The sequence below is a fragment of the Blautia sp. HCP3S3_C12 genome, assembly GCF_052064155.1.
Classification (GTDB): domain Bacteria; phylum Bacillota; class Clostridia; order Lachnospirales; family Lachnospiraceae; genus Blautia_A.
Genome location: NZ_JBQHWC010000007.1, coordinates 101103 through 120671, shown reverse-complemented (window position 1 = coordinate 120671; position 19569 = coordinate 101103). Strand labels below are relative to the sequence as shown.

Here is a 19569-nt window from a genome sequence, read left to right as displayed (position 1 = left end):
CCCCTTGAAGACGACGAGGTAGATAGGGCAGAGGTGGAAGTGTGGCAACACATGGAGCTGACTGTTACTAATCGGGTGAGGGCTTGACCAAGAATCGCAGGAAATAATGAATCTCAAGGAAATGTCAACATGTATGTAGTTTTGAAGATATAGGAAAGGCCAGCTAGATGATAGCTGGCTTTTTTATGTGTTTCAAAGGGGAAACCATTTCTTTTTTCTGGCTGGGATTCGCGAAAACTAGGAAGTTAGCTGGATATGGGGATTACTAAGAAAGAGGGGTAATTTTTTTACAGAATAGGTCGGGATTTTGACTTTGCAGTCAGGGCGTATTGCATGGATGGAAATGGCATGTTTATAATAAAAAATAAAAATGCACTTTCAGGAGGAAAAGATGGAGAATTTGAAGTTTTATGTAGATCAGAATGCGCCGAAAACTAAATTTGATCACTATTGGGAGAAATGCGTAGGTGCTTGCCATGCATATACTGCACTGCGTGAAGATTACAGAATGATGCTGAGAAAAGCCAAGAAGGATCTGGGATTTCAGTATGTACGTTTTCATGGACTTTTTAATGATCAGATGAGTGTGGTCAGAGAAGTTGAGCCTGGAAAATACGAATACAATTTCGTCAATATTGACAATATCTTTGATTTCTTATTAAGTATTGACATGAAGCCATTTGTGGAATTGAGTTTCATGCCCACACCATTTGCATCAGGTGATCAGACTTGCTTCTATTATAAAGGAAACGTTACCATGCCTAAGAGCTTCGAACTGTGGGATGGATTGATCGTTGAGTTGCTGAAACATCTGGAGAGCAGATACGGAATGGAAGAACTGGAGAAGTGGTTCTTCGAAGTGTGGAATGAACCGGATCTGGATTTCTTTTTTGCAGGAGGCCAGGAAGATTATTTCTTATTATATGAACATACTGCCAGAGCAGTAAAAAGTGTAGGCGCAAACCTGAGAACCGGCGGACCGGCCACTGCCAATAATGAGTGGATCCCGGATTTTGTCAACTACTGTGAGAAAAATTCCGTACCGCTTGATTTTATTTCCACTCATCACTATCCATCAGATGATCCCAACTGGAATGCAGATATGCATCTGGATAATTTCTTCGGAGAAGAAGTCAACTTAAACAGCGATGAGATAGACCGTAGAGGACTGCTGACCAAGATGGTACGTATTGCGAAGCATGAAGCAGGAAACCTTCCATTATATTATACAGAATGGAACACTTCAGCCAATGAGGGAGACGAATTCCATGATACACCTTACAGCTCCGCATTGGTAACCAAGACTCTCATTGATAACTATGGATATGTAGAAGCATATTCATTCTGGACATTTTCTGATATCTTCGAAGAACATGGACAGGTTCCGGGAGAGTTCAGGGGTGGATTCGGACTGCAGACCATTCATGGAATTCCGAAACCTGTATACCGTGCCTTTGAACTGATGTATCAGCTGGGAGAGGAACGGCTTCCGAAAGTAGAAGAACAGGGACATGTGGGAATCTGCCCGGTTGTGGACAAAGACGGCAGCCTTGCAATTCTGGTCTATAATCAGGAAATGATCGGAAAACCAGTCTCTGAAGAAAAAGTAGAAATTCATATCAAAAATGCCCCCGGTAAAAAAGCAGAGATTCAGAGGATCGATGATAACCATGCAAATGCGAAAAAACAATGGGAAGAAATGGGATGCCCTACTTATCCCACACCTGCTCAGGTGAAGGAATTAAAAGAGGCTTCTGAGTTGAAAACAGAGGAATTACCTGTTAAGGTAGAAGGAGAAGAAGCAGTGCTGGAATTTGCTCTTCCGGCATATGGTGTGGCATTGATAAAATTGGTATAAGAAATAAGAAGAGGTGGATGCATGAAGGGTTTGAAAAGGATGAAGATAAAGACAAAAATATGGGTATTGTTCCTTGCCTGCATTTTAATGTCGTCTGTCATTTCCATAGGAACAGTGATATACAGCAGTCAGAAATCCAATCTAAAGCATATTGGTGAAATGACAACACAGACTCTTCATGCTATCGACAGCAACCTGGAACTGATGATTGATCATGTAAATCAGGATACTTATGCAGTGTTCTGGAGCAAAATGTTTCAGGACACACTGGAAGAAGTATCTAAAGGCAATCTGACTGTTAAGACCAGAACAGAACTGCAGGACTGCCTGACGAATATCATGCTCGCGGGAGATTATATTTCCTCTATTGTATTTTATGACAATATAGGAAATTCTTTTATGTGTAACAGAGAAGAAGTTGTTCTGAAGAAAGATATTTCTGTAGAAAAAGCTTACTGGTATGATAAAGCCATAAAAGAGGATGGAGACTGGATCTTCGAGACGGACGGAGGAGGAATTGTCAGCTATAAGAGTAAAAACAGAAACATTCTCTCTATGATTCGCGTAATCAAGAAAAAAACGGATTATTCCAAACTAGGGATTCTCATGGTAAATATTGATGAAAAAACCATCCGTAAGATTTTCGATTCTGTTGGAGGTAATCTGAATTCCAACTTTTATGTGCTGATGAACGATACTCTGATCTTCGGACCAGAAGAAAAAGAAAATTATGATATAAGTAAAGATATTATTGGATCTTTGAAAGAAAATGAAACAAAGATTGTACGCAGCGGAAAAAATTCAATGGTGTATAAAAAAATCTCATCGATGATTGATGACTGGACCATAGCCATAGAGACTCCGCTGAGTAGCTTTTCCAACAGTATCGGCTATTTCGATACAATTATTGTGCTGATCGTTAATATAGGTATGTTGATACTGTGCTGGCTTTTTATTTCCAGGACAGTGAGTAAACCAATCCAGAAAATGGAAGAACAGATGATGTATTCCCAATCTATTCCTGAGAATATGGCAGTAGATGAAGAATGTGAGGATGAAATTACTAACCTGAAACGAGCATATAATAATCTGTTGAATTCCATTCGTGAACTTCTGGAAAGAACCAAGGAAGAAGAGAAAATCATCCGGAAGAATGAGCTGGACCTGATCCTGGAGCAGATCAATCCACATTTTCTGTATAATACTCTGGATGTGATCAGCGGCCTTACTCTGATTGGTGACCAGGACAAAAGTTTTCAGATGACACAGGCACTGGGACGGTTTTACAGAAACAGTTTGAACAGCGGATGTCAGGTGATCACGGTGAGGGAAGAACTGGATATTATCAAAAGTTACATGACGATCATTAATATCCGCTATGATAATGAAATCAGTATTGAGTATGAGGTGGATGAAAGCCTTCTGGATATTCTGATGCTGAAGCTGATCCTTCAGCCTTTGGTGGAAAATGCCGTTCATCATGGAATGCGTCAGAAAGAAGGGAAAGGAGAACTGCGCATTTCTGTGCAGGCGTTGAATGACAGATTAATGGAAGTTTCTGTAAGAGATAATGGAGTAGGGATTTCAGAAGATAAGATCCGTCTGATCCTGGAAGGCGAGTATAAAACTTCGAAATCAGGATTCGGACTTCACAGTGTGAAACAAAGAGTTGAATTATTTTATGGGATTGAGGATGCGGTATCTATATTCAGTCAGCCGGGATGCTGGATGGAAGTCAGGGTACGTTTTCCGTATAAAAAAGAGGGTTAATACAAAGAAGAGGAACAGTAATGGAGAAAGATGTCATTAATATACTAATAGTAGATGATGAGAAGTATGAAGGCATATTAATGGAAAAAAGTGTAGCCTGGGAATCTGAAGGTTTTCATATTACAGGTAATGTCCAGTGTGCAGAGGATGCGTTGGCATTAATGCAAAAAGAAACACCGGATATTGTGTATACGGACATCAATATGCCGAGAATAGACGGACTGGAACTGAGCAGGCGGATCCATGAGGCATATCCTGCAGTGCATATTGTGATCGTTACCGGATACCGGGAGTTTGAATATGCCAGAGAAGCCATACATATAGGAGTGGAAGAATTTTTGTTAAAACCAATCCAGTCAGATGAACTTCTGGATGCGGCGATGAAATTACGGGAACAAATTATGAAGGAACGAGAGCAGCAGTCGAAAGATGTGGAAATCTATCCGGTTCTCTGCCAGGAACTGCTTCGAAGAATCGTTACCGGATATATTAAATCAGAGGAAGCTGTGGAAAGGCTTTCTGAATATCAGATCCAACTGTGGAAAAACAAGGGGATTCGGGGAGTGTTGCTTATCATAAACCTGGAAAACCACGATATTTTACTGAAACTTCTGGAGATTATGAATAGAACCATAGGTGAGAAAAAGTACGGATATTTTTTTCTTGAAAAAAACAAGATATTTTTTGTCGTAGAAGAAACTCCAGAGTTCAAAGAATTGCTTGGAGCTGCATTTGAACAGATTACTGAATTGGGTAAAGACGGTACAGTAGCTGCATCAGTCAGTTGCTATTACGAAGAAATAGATGACAGTCCGAAAATCCTCTCAGAATGCGAGGAAGCACTGGTGGACACTATACAGGATGAGAGAAAGACCCTGATCTTCTATGAGGATTATATTGAGTATATGCAGCAGATCAGTCATTCCTATCCGATGAATTTCGACAGCTACAGGATCGCAGTGAAAAGCGGTGATCAGGAAGCTGCCATCGGATTTATAGATCATTATCTGGAACAGTATATTTTTGATGGACCGCTGATGATTTCCCAGCTTCGTAATCTGGGAATTTTACTTTTCCATAATACTATATCTGTACTGAAAGAAAGCAATAAACATTTCGACAATGAGGAACAGGTAAAAGTTTTGGAAAATATTTCAGGTATTCATACACTGCAAGAGTTTTGCATAACATTGTATGCCCTGATCGAGAAAACTATACAGACGATTTCCAGGAATGCAGGAGGAAATACAGTAGTTCAGAAAGCACAGGAATATATTGAACAGAATTTGGGCAGGGAGAAACTGTCCCTGAATCTGATCGCATCGGATCTGTTTGTAAATGCCAGTTATCTCAGTCGTATTTTCAAGCAGTCCGTAGGGGAAAGTATTACAAAATACATTATGCGTAAGCGTGTGGAGAAGAGTATGGAGCTTTTTGATACTACGGATCTGAAGGTATATGAAGTAGCAGCTGCCGTGGGAATGCCAGATGCACATTACTTTGGAACGTCCTTTAAAAAGTATACCGGAAAAACAGTAAATGAGTACAAAAGTAAAAATCGCACCCTTTCAAGTAAATAATCTGAATTGAGAAAATGCCTCCCGGATTTTATAATATCACCATAACAAGTCACTTAGAGTTCATAATTCAGGAATCATTAAGGAGGAAAAAAGAAATGAACAAATGGAAAAAGTTTACAGCAGCGTGCATGGGTGCTGCAATGGTTGGAACAACAGTTTTCGGAGCATCTGCAACAGTTTTCGCAGCTGATACAGTAACACTGGACGTATGGCATCAGTTTACAGATCCGGAAAGTGCGCAGACAAAGGCATTTGAAGCAGCAGTAGAAGAGTACGAGAAAGAACATGACAACATTAAGATTGAACTTCACGGCCTGGATACAGAATCCTATAAGACAAAAATCTCTACAGAATTCGCAAGCAGCGCTTCCGGAGTAGATGTATTTTATTACTGGGCACCTGGAAAACTGAAACAGCTTACAGATGCTGATAAAGTTTTACCGTTAAATGATTATGTAACAGATGATATTAAGAGCAGAATTAAAGAAGGTTCCACAAGCAACTTTGAACTGGATGGAAATTTATATGCACTTCCGATCGACAGCTATATGATGTGCCTGTTCTGCAACAAAGATTTATTTGACCAGGCAGGAGTAGAGATTCCTACTACTTATGATGAACTGATCACAGCCGGCGAAGCGCTTGCGAAACTGGACGGAGTAACACCATTGGCTGTCGGCGCAAAAGATGCATGGCTTGCAGGTGCTTTGTATGAATCACTTGCATTGAGAGAAGTAGGTGCTTCTGAAGTACAGTCCGCACTTCTGGGCGAAACAGAATTCACAAACGAGGGATTCAAGAAAGCAGCAGAAGATGTTGTTGAATTATACGACAAAGGAATCCTTGGCAAGAACCCTCTGGAAGACGGCGAAGCAGAAGCTACCGCAGACTTCCTCAACGGAAAAGTTGCAATGCAGCTTGACGGAAGCTGGTTCGCAGGAACTATCGACAATGCAGAAGACAGCGCTGTTAAAGATGTAGAAGTGATCACATTCCCTGTAGTTTCTGACGAGCAGGATGCAGCTGATTATGCAGGCGGTGCAAGTGCTTCCTTCTTTGTAAACAAAAACACAGATACACCGGAAGAGTCCGCAGATTTCGCAATGTATATTTCTGAGAAAATGGGCGAGCAAGCTTTGGAACTTGGCACAGGATTCCCATGCTGGAATACAGATGTTGACACAGACACGATCTCCCCGACATTTGTAAAATTAATGGATCTCTATGATGGCGTAAAAACAGGTGTACAGAACTGGGATGGTATCATAAATGCAAACGCAGCAGCTGTTCATCTGGAGCAGGCTCAGTCCTTACTTTCCGGAAGCGCAGATATTGACAGCTTTATGACTGCACATCAGGATGCAATCAGCGCAGCAGAATAACGCAGGGATGAAACTATGAAAAAACTTTTAAGTAATAAGGCCTATATCGCTGTTTTCGTCGCACCGGGTCTGATCCTGTTTCTGGTAATGGCGGTGATCCCGCTGTTTACCACAGGATATTACGGACTGTTCAATTACGACGGAATCGGAGAAAAAGTTTTTATTGGATTAAAAAATTACAAAGAACTATTTACAACAGATCCTTATTTCCTGAGATCTGTATTGAACTCATTTATTCTGGCAGCAGGTTCTTTGTTTATTCAGATCCCTATCGCGTTATTCCTGGCCATCCTCCTGGCAAACGGGATCAAGGGAGAGGGCTTTTACAGAACTGTATTTTTCCTGCCGGTAGTAATCTCCAGTATGGTAATCGGACAGCTCTGGTGCAAGATCTTCAACAGTGAGGGACTTCTGAATGCGATCCTGGGTGCACTGGGAATGGTAAACGATACTGCATGGCTGGTAAATCCGAAAACTGCTTATATGACAACGGTGATCCCGGCAATCTGGCAGAGCATCGGATACCATATGGTCATCCTCTATGCAGGTGTGAAGAATATTTCGCCGGAATATTATGAAGCTGCGAAACTGGACGGAGCTACAGGATTCAAGGCAGCTACGAAGATCACGATCCCGCTGCTGATGCCGACGATTAAAGTATGTGCCACATTTGCACTGGTTGGTTCTCTGCGTGTATTTGACCTGGTATATGTTATGACAGGCGGCGGCCCGAACCATGTCAGTGAAGTTCCTGCAACATTGATGTATGATAATCTGTTTGTAAAATGCCGCTATGGTTACGGCAGCGCCCAGGCGTTCTTCATCGTGTTTGAATGTCTGCTGTTCAGCTTCCTGCTCAATCGCATTTTCAAAAAATCTGAAGAAAATGCATCAATGATTTGAGAGGAGACGCAGATGAAAATGAGTGTTATGAAATTAAAAAAGACCTTAATCTATCTGTTCCTGGCTGTATTTACCTTTGTTCAGATATTCCCGTTCTACTGGCTAGTAACTTTTTCATTCAAAAGTAACACGGAAATATTTGATTCCAACAACCTGGTGGGTCTGCCGAAAGTATGGCATTTTGGAAATTACTCCAAGGCCCTTATGGGAGGAGAAATCTTACGATATCTGTTGAACTCTGTTTTCTATGCAGCAGTGACAGTTGTTGTTTCAACACTTCTGGCATCCATGGTTGCATATGCGATTAATAGAATGTACTGGAAAGCAAAAGGAATTGTGGCAGCAATCTTCAGTTTGGGAATCATGATTCCTGTACAGGCAACTCTGCTTCCACTGTTCCAGGGACTGGATCGACTGGGAATCAGAGGCGGATATCTGGGACTGATGCTTCCGTATATTACATTTGCCATGCCGATGACGGTTATGATATTAAGCGGATTCTTCAAAGCTCTGCCAAGAGAGATCGAAGAGGCTGCATGTATTGATGGATGTAATATTTTCAACATGTTTTTCAGAATCATCCTGCCTATGATACGTCCTGCAATTGCCACTTCCTGTATCTTCGCATTCTTGAATACATGGAACGAGCTTTTATTTGCAAACACATTTGTAGACAGTTCACAGTACAAGACACTTCCTGTAGGAATTATGTCTTTTGTAGGAGAACATTCCACGAACTGGGGAATTATCGGAGCCGGTATGGTGATCGCTACACTGCCGACAGTAGTGATTTATCTGTTACTGAGCAAACAGGTTCAGGAGAGTTTTACAGTTGGAGCTGTAAAAGGTTAAATAGTGAACATAAAGAGAAACTGTATTTTCTGATCAGAGGATCATGGACTAGGAGATGCAGTTTCTTTTTTCGTGTTTAATCCCTTTTATCAGTTTACACATACCATTGTCTCCTGTACCATGGCAGCAGAGGAGTGATCAATTCCAAGTACGATTGGTCTACAGGGGTTTACAATCAGGGATTCCATGTACATCCGGAATGGCGGGGAAAGGTAATCGCAGATTGGAACTTTGAACTTCCTGCTCATGCTCATAATACTTGAAATGCCATACGCTGACTCATGAATATCAGATTTCATTAGGAAAATAAGGGACTGTCTATGGAGGTCTCTTGTTGTTATATGAAGGGGTATTTGTAGAATAATTCGATAATTTTTAATCCTACATCTACAGCAATATCCATTCCTTCAACAGTAATGTGTTCATAAGGTCCATGATAAGCATGCCCTCCTGTTCCGAGATTCGGGCATGGGAGTCCCATAAAGCTTAACTGGGCACCGTCTGTGCCTCCGCGGATCGGGGTGATAAGCGGCGAGATATTGCATTCCTTGCATGCTGCAGTTGCATGCTCGATCAGTTCCATGCAGGTGTCGATGATTTCTTTCATATTTCGGTACTGTTCTGTGATGGTAAGTGAGACAGTTCCCTTTCCCCATTTTTCATTTAAAATTTTAGTGATATGTTCTATGGTTTTCTTACGGATATCAAAAGAAGCTACATCGTGGTCACGAATGATATATTCGAGAGTAGCGTGTGAGACATCTCCCTTTATGGAATAGAGATGGAAAAATCCTTCATAGTCTTCCGTATCTCTTGGTGTGTCAGCGGAAGGGAGCATGGAATTGAACTCCATGGCAACAAGTGCTGCGTTGACCATTGTATTCTTAGAAGAACCAGGGTGTACGTTTACACCGGCAAATTCTACTACTGCTTTGGCAGCATTAAAGTTTTCATACTGGATTTCACCTTCTGTATCACCATCAAGTGTATAAGCAAAATCAGCTCCAAATTTTTTAACATCAAAATGGGCTGGTCCCATTCCTATTTCTTCGTCAGGAGTAAATGCAATGCAGAGGGGACCATGCGGAATAGTATTGTCATTGAGGTATTCAATTATTGTCATGATCTCGGCAATTCCGGCTTTATCATCTGCGCCTAGTATGGTAGTTCCGTCAGAAGTAATGAGAGTTCTGCCTTTTAATGTGGAGAGATGAGGGAACATTTTCGGGGAGAGAACTCTGCCGCTGGTTCCAAGTGCAAGGTCTTTGCCGTCATAATTCGGAGTGATAACCGGAGTAACCGGATGATCGCAGAAATCAGAGACTGTATCCATGTGAGCGATAAAGCCCAGTTTTTGGCGGGATTCATATCCTCTGGTTGCCGGAATATGTCCATAGACATAGCAATGTTCATCTACATCGGCATCTTTCACACCCAGTTCCCTTAATTCCTGAACCAGAAGTCTGGCAAGGTCAAACTGATACTGTGTGGATGGGGAAGTACCGGTTTCTTCACTGCTTGGAGTGAATACTTTTACATAAGATAATAAGCGTTCGTATGCTTTCATGAATTAATCCTCCTGACTGAGACCGAATTATTTGAAAAAGTTTCGGCTTTAATGTAATAAGTATGTTACTGTTCACACACCACTATCCCGCGAGGTGTTTTGGCATGAATATGCCAAAATCCCGAGACATACGAGCCAAAATTCCATTGCCGCAGGCAATCTGGAATGAATTTTGGCTACGTTACTGTGAACGGAGTGAACAGTAACATAAGTATAACATGTGGCTGAGATTACGTAAAAATATTTCTTGCATTTTGTAAATACTTATGATATGATGCTGCTCAAAGAAAAGGGAGTAGCGGCCATCGTTATGAAGAACTGGACTTGTTTTTCCTATAAATGGTACATAAATGCGTCAGAACGGCAGATTAAGAATGCCCGCATTATGATATAATCGGCAAGACTTTTGTTTTAGACATTAAGAGAAGAGCTCATGTTATGTCTGAAATGAAAGTCTTTTTCTTTTCTTCAGAAATTTTTAGAAGCAAAAAATTTAATTATGCCAAATGGTGAAACGGAGGAGAAAAGTGAACGAAAGAGTAAATCCACTTAAAAAATTACAGAAGCCGGGAAAACATGTGAAACGTATTGTAATAGGAGCAGCAGGGTTGGTGATTATTGCAGGGCTTGCAGGAGATGCTACCTATCAGATCCAGGAGCAGGAACAGGCAGTATTGACAACTTTCGGAGTGCCGAAGGCAGTGGCAGAAACAGGACTGCATTTTAAGATTCCTTTTATACAGAAAGTACAGAAAGTAAATACAACGATCCAGGGATTTCCTATTGGATATAGTATGGGAGATAATTCGGTGGTTGAGAATGAGGGCATTATGATTACCTCGGATTATAACTTTATTGATGTAGATTTCTTTGTTGAGTACAGAATTTTAGAACCGGTAAAATATCTTTATAATTCAGAGGAACCGGAAGATATTCTAAAAAATATTTCTCAAAGCTGTATCCGTACAGTAATCGCAAGTTATGATGTGGATGAAGTACTTACCACCGGAAAAGGTGAAATCCAGAGCAAGATCAAAGAAATGATCCTGAAGCAGATGGAGGAACAGGATCTGGGAATGCAGCTTGTGAATATCACAATCCAGGATTCAGAACCACCCACACAGGAAGTTATGAAAGCATTTAAAGCAGTGGAAACTGCCAAGCAGGGAAAAGAAACTGCTTTGAATAATGCCAATAAATACAGAAACGAAAAGCTTCCGGAGGCTGAGGCAGAAGCAGACCAGATCATTCAGGATGCTGAGGCGCAGAAGCAGGTAAGGATTAATGAAGCGGAAGCTGAGGTTGCACGTTTTAATGCTATGTATGAGGAGTATGTTAAGAATCCGGAGATCACAAAGAAGCGTATGTTCTATGAGGCAATGGAAGATGTGCTGCCGGGAATGAAGATTGTGATTGATAATGGAGATGGAGTGCAGAAGGTTCTGCCGCTAGATTCTTTTACAGGGAACAGTTCAGAGAATCCGACAGAGACACTGAACACGGATCCTGCTCAGGACACACAAGATTTAAATGATTCTGAGAACGAATAAAGAAATGACAGAAAATATTTCATATAAAAAGTGTTTTGGTAAATGAAATACGAAGGATAGAGATATAATTTGGAAAGGACTAATTTATGAAAGGTAAGAAAATTGGAATATTAATTGGTGTGTCTGCAGTGGTTGTAGCTGTCGGAGCGTCGGTAACAGTAACTCAGCAAAATGAATATAAGCTGATCCGTCAGTTTGGTAAGGTTGACAGGGTGATCAGCTCATCGGGAATCAGTTTTAAGATTCCGTTTATAGAGAGTACACAGTCATTGCCAAAGGAAACACTGCTGTATGATCTGGCAGCATCTGATGTAATTACAAAAGATAAGAAAACGATGATCAGCGACAGCTATGTTCTCTGGAAAATTAGCGACCCGCTTAAATTTGCACAGACATTAAACTCTTCTGTGGAAAGTGGTGAAAGCCGAATTAATACTGCTGTGTATAATGCCACTAAAAATGCGATCAGCAGTATGTCACAGGATCAGGTGATCACAAGTCGTGACGGAGAACTGTCTGATATGGTTATGGAGGCAATAGGAACAAACATGGATCAGTATGGAATTGAGCTTCTCAAATTCGAAACCAAGCAGCTGGACCTGCCGGATGATAATAAGGAAGCTGTGTATGAACGAATGATATCTGAACGAGATAATATTGCAGCGACTTACAAGGCAGAGGGAAACTCCGAAGCAAAGGTGATTCGAAATAAAACGGACAAAGAAGTAGCAATCCAGATTTCCGATGCCAAAAAACAGGCAGAGATCCTGGAGGCGGAAGGGGAGCAGGAATATATGAAAATCCTTGCGCAGGCTTATGGTGAAGAGGACAGAAGTGAGTTTTATTCATTTGTGAGAAGCCTGGATGCGCTGAAGACATCTATGAAAGGTGAGGACAAAACAGTGATACTGTCCGCGGATTCACCGATCGCTCAGATTTTTGAAGGGAAATAAAAGAAAGTAACAATAATACACTCTAATTTTTCACCAGATAAATGGAAGATAGACATAGAAGATAAGGAATGTTATAATTTTTTTACAAAGAAATCCTGAAGCAGAAAATGTAAGTATAATCTGGAAATAATATACAGAGAAAACGGAGAGATTATCACGGATTCCTGTTTAAAGATTGCTGGTAAATTGTATCATATTGAATGTCAAAGTGCAGACGATACAACTATGGCAATTCGTATGATAGAATATGATTTCTCCATAGCAATTGAAAATGCACAGAAACAGGGACGCAAATACAGGATGGATTTTCCAAAGTCCTGCGTATTATATTTGAGAAGCGGAAAGAATACGCTGGATTTTCTGGAGATAGAGATGGTACTTTCGGATGAGAACATAGTACATTATTGGGTTCCGACAATGAAATGGGAGACATATACGAGAGATAGTATTTTTGAAAAAAATTTACCGATGCTTCTGCCGTTTTATATTAAGCGATATGAAAAGGATATTCATGAAATGAGTGAGAATCCGGAAATGTTCCAGAGTCTGCTAAATGACTATGAAGAAATCCGGATAAATCTGGAAAGAGAACTTTCAGGAGCAGATAAGACGGCTTTATACATGAATTTAAATAAACTGATCATAAAAATAGCGGACTATATATGCAGGAATGAAAAAACAGTCCGGAAAGGAATAGATGAGATTATGGGTGGAAAAGTTCTTGAACTGGAATCTGAAAGGCTCGAACGGCTTCAAAAAGAGGCGGAAGCAGAGGCAAAAGCAATTGGAGAAGCAATCGGCGAAGAACGATTAAGCACTTTGCTTAATCGTCTGATTATGGATGGAAGAAGTGCAGAAATACAGTCTGCTGTGACAAATGCAGAGACTCGAAAACGGTTATATAAGGAATATGGAATTTTACCAGAATAGGTATTAAATAAAACGACAGTATTACTTTTTATATATGAGTTAAGGGGTGAAATTTTAGAGATAAAATGAAACTTGACGAACGATATGAATGTGGATATAATAGGTTCAGAAATGAAAAATTGGAATTTTTAACCGGATTTTACCGGTTCTGATATCGCTAAGGAGGAACATTTTATCATGAAAATCGGAAATGATATTTATTATGTAGGTGTAAATGATCATCAGGTAGATCTGTTTGAAGGCCAGTATGTAGTGCCAAACGGTATGTCCTATAACTCATATGTGATCATGGATGAAAAGATTGCAGTTATGGATACTGTAGATGCTAATTTCAAAGATGAATGGCTTGAAAATGTAGCCAAAGTCCTGGACGGTGCGAAACCGGATTATCTGGTAGTACAGCATATGGAGCCGGATCATGCCGCAAATATCGAGAACTTCATGAAAGCATATCCTGATACAACCGTAGTTGCAAATACCAAGACCTTCACTATGATGGGAAATTTCTTCAGAAACCTGAATCTGGACGGAAAGAAATTGGTGGTTGCAAACGGTGACAGCCTGACACTTGGAAAACATGTGCTGACTTTCGTATTTGCACCAATGGTTCACTGGCCGGAGGTTATGGTTACATATGACAGTACTGATAAGGTTCTGTTCTCAGCAGACGGTTTCGGTAAATTCGGAGCACTTGACGTGGAGGAAGACTGGGACTGCGAAGCACGTCGTTACTATATCGGAATCGTTGGAAAGTACGGAGCTCAGGTTCAGAAACTCCTGAAAGCAGCAGCAACTCTGGATATCCGGACAATCTGTCCGCTCCATGGACCGATCCTCACAGAGAACCTTGGACATTACATTGAGAAATACGATATCTGGTCCTCCTACAAAGTAGAGAGCGAAGGTGTTGTGATCGCCTATACATCTGTATATGGTAACACAAAGAAAGCAGTAGAACTTCTGGCACAGAAACTGGAAGAAAAAGGATGCCCGAAAGTAACTGTATTTGACCTTGCAAGAGATGACATGGCAGAAGCAGTGGAAGATGCGTTCCGCTATGGCAAACTGGTACTTGCAACTATTACATATAACGGAGATATTTTCCCATTCATGCGTACTTATATTGAAAATCTGACAGAACGCAGCTACCAGAACCGTACCATTGGTCTCATCGAAAACGGAAGCTGGGCACCTGCAGCAGCAAGAATCATGCAGGGAATGTTCGAAAAGAGCAAAAATATCACATGGCTTGAAAATAATGTAAAGATCACTTCTTCCTTAAGCGAAGCAAACGAAGCGGAGATTGAGGCTATGGCAGAGGAACTTTGCAAATAATTGATAATTGTAAACAGCAGGATCGAAAGATTCTGCTGTTTTTCAGAATAAGATAACCCTGATTACTGAGAATGGAGTGAACAAGTAACTATATTCGTAAGAGAAAGGCAGGAATAAAGCATGACAGTAGCAGAAGTTGTAAAGAAAATGGTAGAGTATTCCAAGGGAGATCTTCATGACATCAACCATTTCATGAAAGTATACGCATATGCAAAAACAATCGCAGAGGGCGAAAATCTGTCACCGGAGCAGCAGAAGCTGGTGGAGGTGACTGCAGTTGTCCATGATATTGCCTGCCCTCTCTGCAGAGCAAAATACGGAAATGCCAACGGTAAGCATCAGGAGGAAGAAAGTGCGGCACTGATAGAGGAGTTTTTCGCAGATTCAGATCTGCCGAAAGAATTTGTAGATCGTGTTTCTTATATTGTAAGTCATCATCATACAATAACCGGAATCGACGGTATTGATTATCAGATCATGATAGAGGCAGATTATCTGGTAAATGCAGATGAGAGTAATTTTTCCGGAAACAATGTGAGAAACATGCTGGAAAAAGTATTCAAAACAGAGACAGGAAAATTCCTGCTCCAGTCTATGTATCAGAAGAGGCTGAATGCTGAAGAATAAAAAGAAAACGTTAAGAAAGATTATGAGTGAAAAAAACCGGTGCAGAAATGTGCCGGTTTTTTTGTAGGAAAATTCAGGGATTATAATTTGTTTGTATTACAATTATATGCGAATGACAAGTTATAATAAATATAAAAAAGCTGGTATCTGAAAATTTATTTAAAAGATATGAAACTTTTCTCTATAATTCCCCATCTAATAAGTGTAAAACAAAACAACAAAGCTTCATTCGAATGAAACATATTTGTAAAAACATAAGAGCTACTGGACATGAAGTAAACAGTAACACATAAAACTCTAAGCAAGGAGGATCAGCATTTGATACAGTTGGTAAAACGCTCCATCTCAGGAGATGCGGATGCATTTCTGGAACTGATGGAAAAGAATTCTCTGGCAATGTACAAGGTGGCGAGGGGAATCCTTGATAATGATGAGGATGCCGCAGACGCCATGCAGGATACCATACTTACCTGCTTTGAAAAAATACATACACTGAAGAATCCGGAATATTTCAAAACCTGGATGATCAGGATCCTGATCAATGAATGCAATAAAATCCACAGACACTACAAAAACTTCAACAGAGCCGAAGAACTTCCGGAAGTCCCCGGACAGGATATGTCCATTGAGGAATTTGAGTTCAAGGAAATGCTTGGAATGTTGGACGAATCCTACAGGATCATACTGGTTCTGTATTATGTAGAGGGATTTCGGATTGCAGACATTGCTTCTATATTAAATATGAATGAAAACACAGTAAAAACCAGACTGGTCAGGGCCCGGGTGCAGCTAAAGCAGGAATATACTTCAGCAGAAGATAATATTCAGAAGGAAAGACTGCAGCAGAAGAAAAAGAAAAACAGAGAATTTACAGGTATAACAGAAGAGCTTGCGGAAAACCAGAATGGAAATATGAGAACAGGCTCGGTAACAGCAGGAAGTATAACGGTAAGTGCAAGAAAGGGATGAAGTGATTATGGCGAAGAAGTTGGATTTTGATAAAGAAAAGAATAACAGAAATGATAATGCGATAGAGGAAATCATGCAGGCAGATTTTCCATTGCCAAAGCAGGCAGAAGATGCAAAAAACGAAGCATTTGCTAGAATCAGGGAAATGGCAGCAGCTTCTGAAAATGTGGAAAATGCAGAGAATATTGTGCAAAGATTGCCAGAGAAATCAACAGAAAAATCAACAAGAAGTTCCGGAAAGAAATCCACAGGAACAGTAAAATCGCATAAGAAATTCAAAACAGTGTACAAAACAGCTTTGGGACTGACCGCAGCGGCAGCTGTGTTTTCCGCAGTGTGTATCACAAATCCTGCATTTGCAGAGAACATTCCTCTGGTCGGAAATGTGTTTAAGCAGCTCGGCAATTCCCTGGGATTTTATGGTGATTATTCGAAATACGCAAAGCAGCTGACAGCATCTGCAGAAGATACACTGTCTGCAGATGCTGATGGAAGTCAGGAGAGCAGCAGTAATTCTCAAAATGCACAGTCTGAGGATCAGAATACAACAGAAAATAACAATGCAGATAAAACGAAAGACAATGAATCATACAGTAAAACAGTAGATGGAACAACTGTCACGCTTTCAGAAGTATACTGTAATGAAATGGCTCTGTACCTGTCCATGACAATCCATACAGAGGACAAATTCCCGGATACCTTCATTACATCTGATGGAAAACCCAATGTTAAGCTCAGCGAAAATTCTACAGTGAAATATGATTATATGGATGGAAAAAGTAATCTGTTCAATGTTTATCTGGATGGAAAAATGCTGGATGATAACACCTATGCAGGAGTTTTGCGTATTCCTGTGGAAGATATGACAGTGGATGATGCAGGATGGACAAAATTTTATAAAGTGCGTAATGCATTTTTCAAAGAAAAAGGGATTGATGTAGATTCTGAGGATTTTAGTTTTGACAAGTTAGCCCAGACACTGGGAATGGATGAATACAGTGATGCGAAGCTTCCTCAGGTGGGAGGTCCGGCAATCAGTGATTATGTCAAAGACATCAAAGTACCTGACCGGTTTACCATGGAGCTGGATCTGAAAGATATTGTGGGTACTCTTCCGGATGATCAGGATACCACTCCGGATATCCCTCAGGATTTGCGGGATGAATATAATCAGAAAATGGCAGAGCATGGAATCAGCACAGACGATGCAGATTATGAGAGTCTGACAGAAGAGCAGAAGAATCTGGAATATCAGTTTTACACTGAGATGTGGAATGAGTATTTTGAACGGTATCCTGAGGCAAAAGAAGGTAATAACAGATATAACTCATGGACACTGAAGGGTGACTGGAAGTTCAGCGTAGATGTAGAGAAAAATACTTCCGATACGGTTAAAAAGGATGTAAATGTGGTAGATGAAAATGGAGATGGTGTTCTCTCCATTACGAAAACACCATTTGAGATCACTATGAAAATGCAGGATCCGGAAACAAAATATTTTGCTGTTATGCTGGATGCCAATGGAGATATCATGCCATATGGCGGAGTGGAAAACAGTAATGCGGACACATATGCAATACAGGACAGAGATGTTTCCACAGTATATATCTATCTTTGCGATTACTATGAGTATATGGACGAGCTGAAAGGCTACTACTGGTCCGATGACTACGAAGAAAAAGCAAAGACCAGGACCTTCAAACAGCTCCTGGACGAACGGGCAGTTGCCGGCACAGAAGTACATTTTGATACAGATAAATAATGATATAAAGCTTCTTTTTGCCCTTGATATCAGATGATAAAGTCCCGTAACTGAAACAGCATCTTCACAATTTTCTGCAGAAAGATGATGTTTTAGTTATTTTGATAAAAAAAGGTCAGAAAAACAGTAGAATCTGAGCCAAGTTAATGTTACAATGTAGGCGTCTCAAAAAAAGAGTGCAGAAGGGAGCCAAAACAAAATGGACTACGCAAAAGAATCTTTAAAAATGCATTATGAGTTAAAAGGTAAAATTGAGGTTGTATCAAGAGCCAAAGTAGATTCCAAAGATGCTTTAAGCCTTGCTTACACACCAGGTGTTGCTCAGCCTTGTCTGGAGATCCAGAAGGATGTAAACAAGAGCTATGATCTGACAAGACGCTGGAATACAGTTGCTGTTGTAACAGACGGAACTGCAGTACTTGGACTGGGAGATATCGGACCGGAAGCAGGTATGCCTGTTATGGAAGGCAAATGTGTACTCTTTAAAGAATTTGGCGGTGTAGACGCGATTCCGCTCTGCGTCCGCAGTAAAGATGTTGATGAGATCGTTAAGACAGTAAGCCTCCTGGCCGGATCCTTTGGAGGAATCAACCTCGAGGATATTTCCGCACCGAGATGTTTTGAAATTGAAAAGAAACTGAAAGAATGCTGTGATATTCCGATCTTCCATGATGACCAGCACGGAACAGCAGTTATCACACTTGCAGGTGTTATCAACGCGCTGAAACTGGTTGGAAAGAAGCTTGACGAAGTGAAGATCGTTACTTCCGGAGCCGGTGCAGCAGGTATCGCTATCATCAAACTGTTAATGTCCATGGGACTTAAGAATGTAATCATGACAGACAGAAAAGGTGCGATTTACGAAGGCAGAGAAGGATTAAACCCGATTAAAGAAGAGATGGCTAAGATCACAAACTTCAACAAAGAGAAAGGTACTCTTGCAGAAGTGATCAAAGGCGCAGACATCTTCATCGGTGTATCCGCACCTGGAACACTGACACAGGATATGGTCCGCACAATGGCAAAAGATCCGATCATCTTTGCATGTGCAAACCCGGTACCTGAGATTTTCCCTGACGAAGCAAAAGCAGCAGGAGCAGCAGTGGTATCCACAGGACGTTCTGATTATCCGAACCAGGTAAACAACGTACTCTGCTTCCCGGGACTCTTCCGTGGTGTACTGGACGCAAGAGCATCAGATGTTAACGATGAAATGAAAGTTGCAGCAGCATATGCAATCGCAGGTCTGGTAAGCGACGAAGAATTAACAGCGGAATATATTCTTCCGGCAGCCTTTGACCCACGTGTAAAAGACGCTGTAGCTAAAGCTGTAGCAGAAGCAGCAAGAAAATCAGGCGTAGCAAGGATCTAACCGAATAGAATAATGAAGCCCTCTGTTTTCATGTGAGCAGCATGCAGACAGAGGGCTTTTTTGCATAATATTCAATCTGACCCCTAAAAAATTCGAAAAATTGGTCATTGAAATAATGACACATTTCGCGTATGATAACTTCAACATATTGATGCGTCA

16 protein-coding genes and 1 rRNA gene are annotated in these 19569 nt (G+C 40.8%); 15 read left to right on the top strand and 2 right to left on the bottom strand.

All coding sequences use genetic code 11. The annotated features are described in order from the left end of the window. The 7 genes from ACTNDS_RS08305 to ACTNDS_RS08275 all read left to right on the top strand — a co-directional run. A 23S ribosomal RNA gene (locus ACTNDS_RS08305) occupies positions 1 to 91 on the top strand; the annotation flags it as partial. Between the two features lie 300 nt (positions 92 to 391). Next, on the top strand, positions 392 to 1858 hold the full coding sequence (locus ACTNDS_RS08300; RefSeq protein ID WP_441034965.1) for a GH39 family glycosyl hydrolase: 1467 nt from the start codon (positions 392 to 394) through the stop codon (positions 1856 to 1858). A gap of 21 nt (positions 1859 to 1879) precedes the next feature. Then, on the top strand, positions 1880 to 3628 hold the full coding sequence (locus ACTNDS_RS08295; RefSeq protein WP_441034963.1) for a cache domain-containing sensor histidine kinase: 1749 nt from the start codon (positions 1880 to 1882) through the stop codon (positions 3626 to 3628). A 20-nt stretch (positions 3629 to 3648) separates the two neighbouring features. After that, positions 3649 to 5208: a response regulator transcription factor gene (locus tag ACTNDS_RS08290; protein ID WP_441034962.1), complete on the top strand. Its 1560-nt coding sequence runs from the start codon at positions 3649 to 3651 to the stop codon at positions 5206 to 5208. Positions 5209 to 5303: 95 nt separating this feature from the next. Beyond that, the gene (locus ACTNDS_RS08285; RefSeq protein WP_441034960.1) at positions 5304 to 6590 is read left to right on the top strand and encodes an ABC transporter substrate-binding protein; all 1287 of its coding nucleotides are present in this window, start codon (positions 5304 to 5306) and stop codon (positions 6588 to 6590) included. 15 nt (positions 6591 to 6605) lie between these two features. Then, complete coding sequence (locus ACTNDS_RS08280; protein ID WP_025580774.1) at positions 6606 to 7493, top strand: carbohydrate ABC transporter permease; 888 nt, start codon at positions 6606 to 6608, stop codon at positions 7491 to 7493. A 12-nt stretch (positions 7494 to 7505) separates the two neighbouring features. Beyond that, positions 7506 to 8345 carry a carbohydrate ABC transporter permease gene (locus ACTNDS_RS08275; RefSeq protein WP_330600969.1) on the top strand — a complete coding sequence of 280 codons (840 nt, stop codon included), beginning with the start codon at positions 7506 to 7508 and terminating at the stop codon, positions 8343 to 8345. Between the two features lie 89 nt (positions 8346 to 8434). On the opposite strand, the gene ACTNDS_RS08270 is transcribed toward ACTNDS_RS08275, so the two are convergent. Then, the gene (locus ACTNDS_RS08270) at positions 8435 to 8599 is read right to left on the bottom strand and encodes a hypothetical protein (RefSeq protein ID WP_441034958.1); all 165 of its coding nucleotides are present in this window, start codon (positions 8597 to 8599) and stop codon (positions 8435 to 8437) included. 83 nt (positions 8600 to 8682) lie between these two features. Next, a complete protein-coding gene (gene pepT / locus ACTNDS_RS08265; protein WP_441034956.1) occupies positions 8683 to 9912 on the bottom strand; it encodes a peptidase T in 1230 nt (409 codons plus the stop codon). A 527-nt stretch (positions 9913 to 10439) separates the two neighbouring features. On the opposite strand from pepT, the gene hflK reads away from it, so the two are divergent. The 8 genes from hflK to ACTNDS_RS08225 all read left to right on the top strand — a co-directional run bounded on the left by hflK (position 10440) and on the right by ACTNDS_RS08225 (position 19410). Then, positions 10440 to 11462, top strand: a complete 1023-nt coding sequence (gene hflK, locus ACTNDS_RS08260) for an FtsH protease activity modulator HflK (RefSeq protein ID WP_441034954.1) — start codon at positions 10440 to 10442, stop codon at positions 11460 to 11462. 86 nt (positions 11463 to 11548) lie between these two features. Further along, positions 11549 to 12415, top strand: a complete 867-nt coding sequence (gene hflC, locus ACTNDS_RS08255; RefSeq protein WP_055058728.1) for a protease modulator HflC — start codon at positions 11549 to 11551, stop codon at positions 12413 to 12415. Between the two features lie 225 nt (positions 12416 to 12640). Continuing rightward, positions 12641 to 13345: a hypothetical protein gene (locus tag ACTNDS_RS08250; protein ID WP_441034952.1), complete on the top strand. Its 705-nt coding sequence runs from the start codon at positions 12641 to 12643 to the stop codon at positions 13343 to 13345. Positions 13346 to 13522: 177 nt separating this feature from the next. Next, positions 13523 to 14680, top strand: coding sequence for an FprA family A-type flavoprotein (locus ACTNDS_RS08245; RefSeq protein WP_441034951.1), 1158 nt, complete (start codon positions 13523 to 13525; stop codon positions 14678 to 14680). A 120-nt stretch (positions 14681 to 14800) separates the two neighbouring features. Next, positions 14801 to 15307 carry an HD domain-containing protein gene (locus ACTNDS_RS08240; RefSeq protein WP_441034949.1) on the top strand — a complete coding sequence of 169 codons (507 nt, stop codon included), beginning with the start codon at positions 14801 to 14803 and terminating at the stop codon, positions 15305 to 15307. A gap of 318 nt (positions 15308 to 15625) precedes the next feature. Then, positions 15626 to 16276, top strand: a complete 651-nt coding sequence (locus ACTNDS_RS08235; protein ID WP_441034947.1) for an RNA polymerase sigma factor — start codon at positions 15626 to 15628, stop codon at positions 16274 to 16276. A gap of 7 nt (positions 16277 to 16283) precedes the next feature. Next, positions 16284 to 18038, top strand: coding sequence for a DUF4179 domain-containing protein (locus ACTNDS_RS08230; RefSeq protein ID WP_441034945.1), 1755 nt, complete (start codon positions 16284 to 16286; stop codon positions 18036 to 18038). Between the two features lie 199 nt (positions 18039 to 18237). After that, entirely contained in the window at positions 18238 to 19410 is a 1173-nt protein-coding gene (locus tag ACTNDS_RS08225) for an NAD(P)-dependent malic enzyme (protein WP_173698420.1), read from the top strand. Positions 19411 to 19569: the final 159 nt, after the last annotated feature.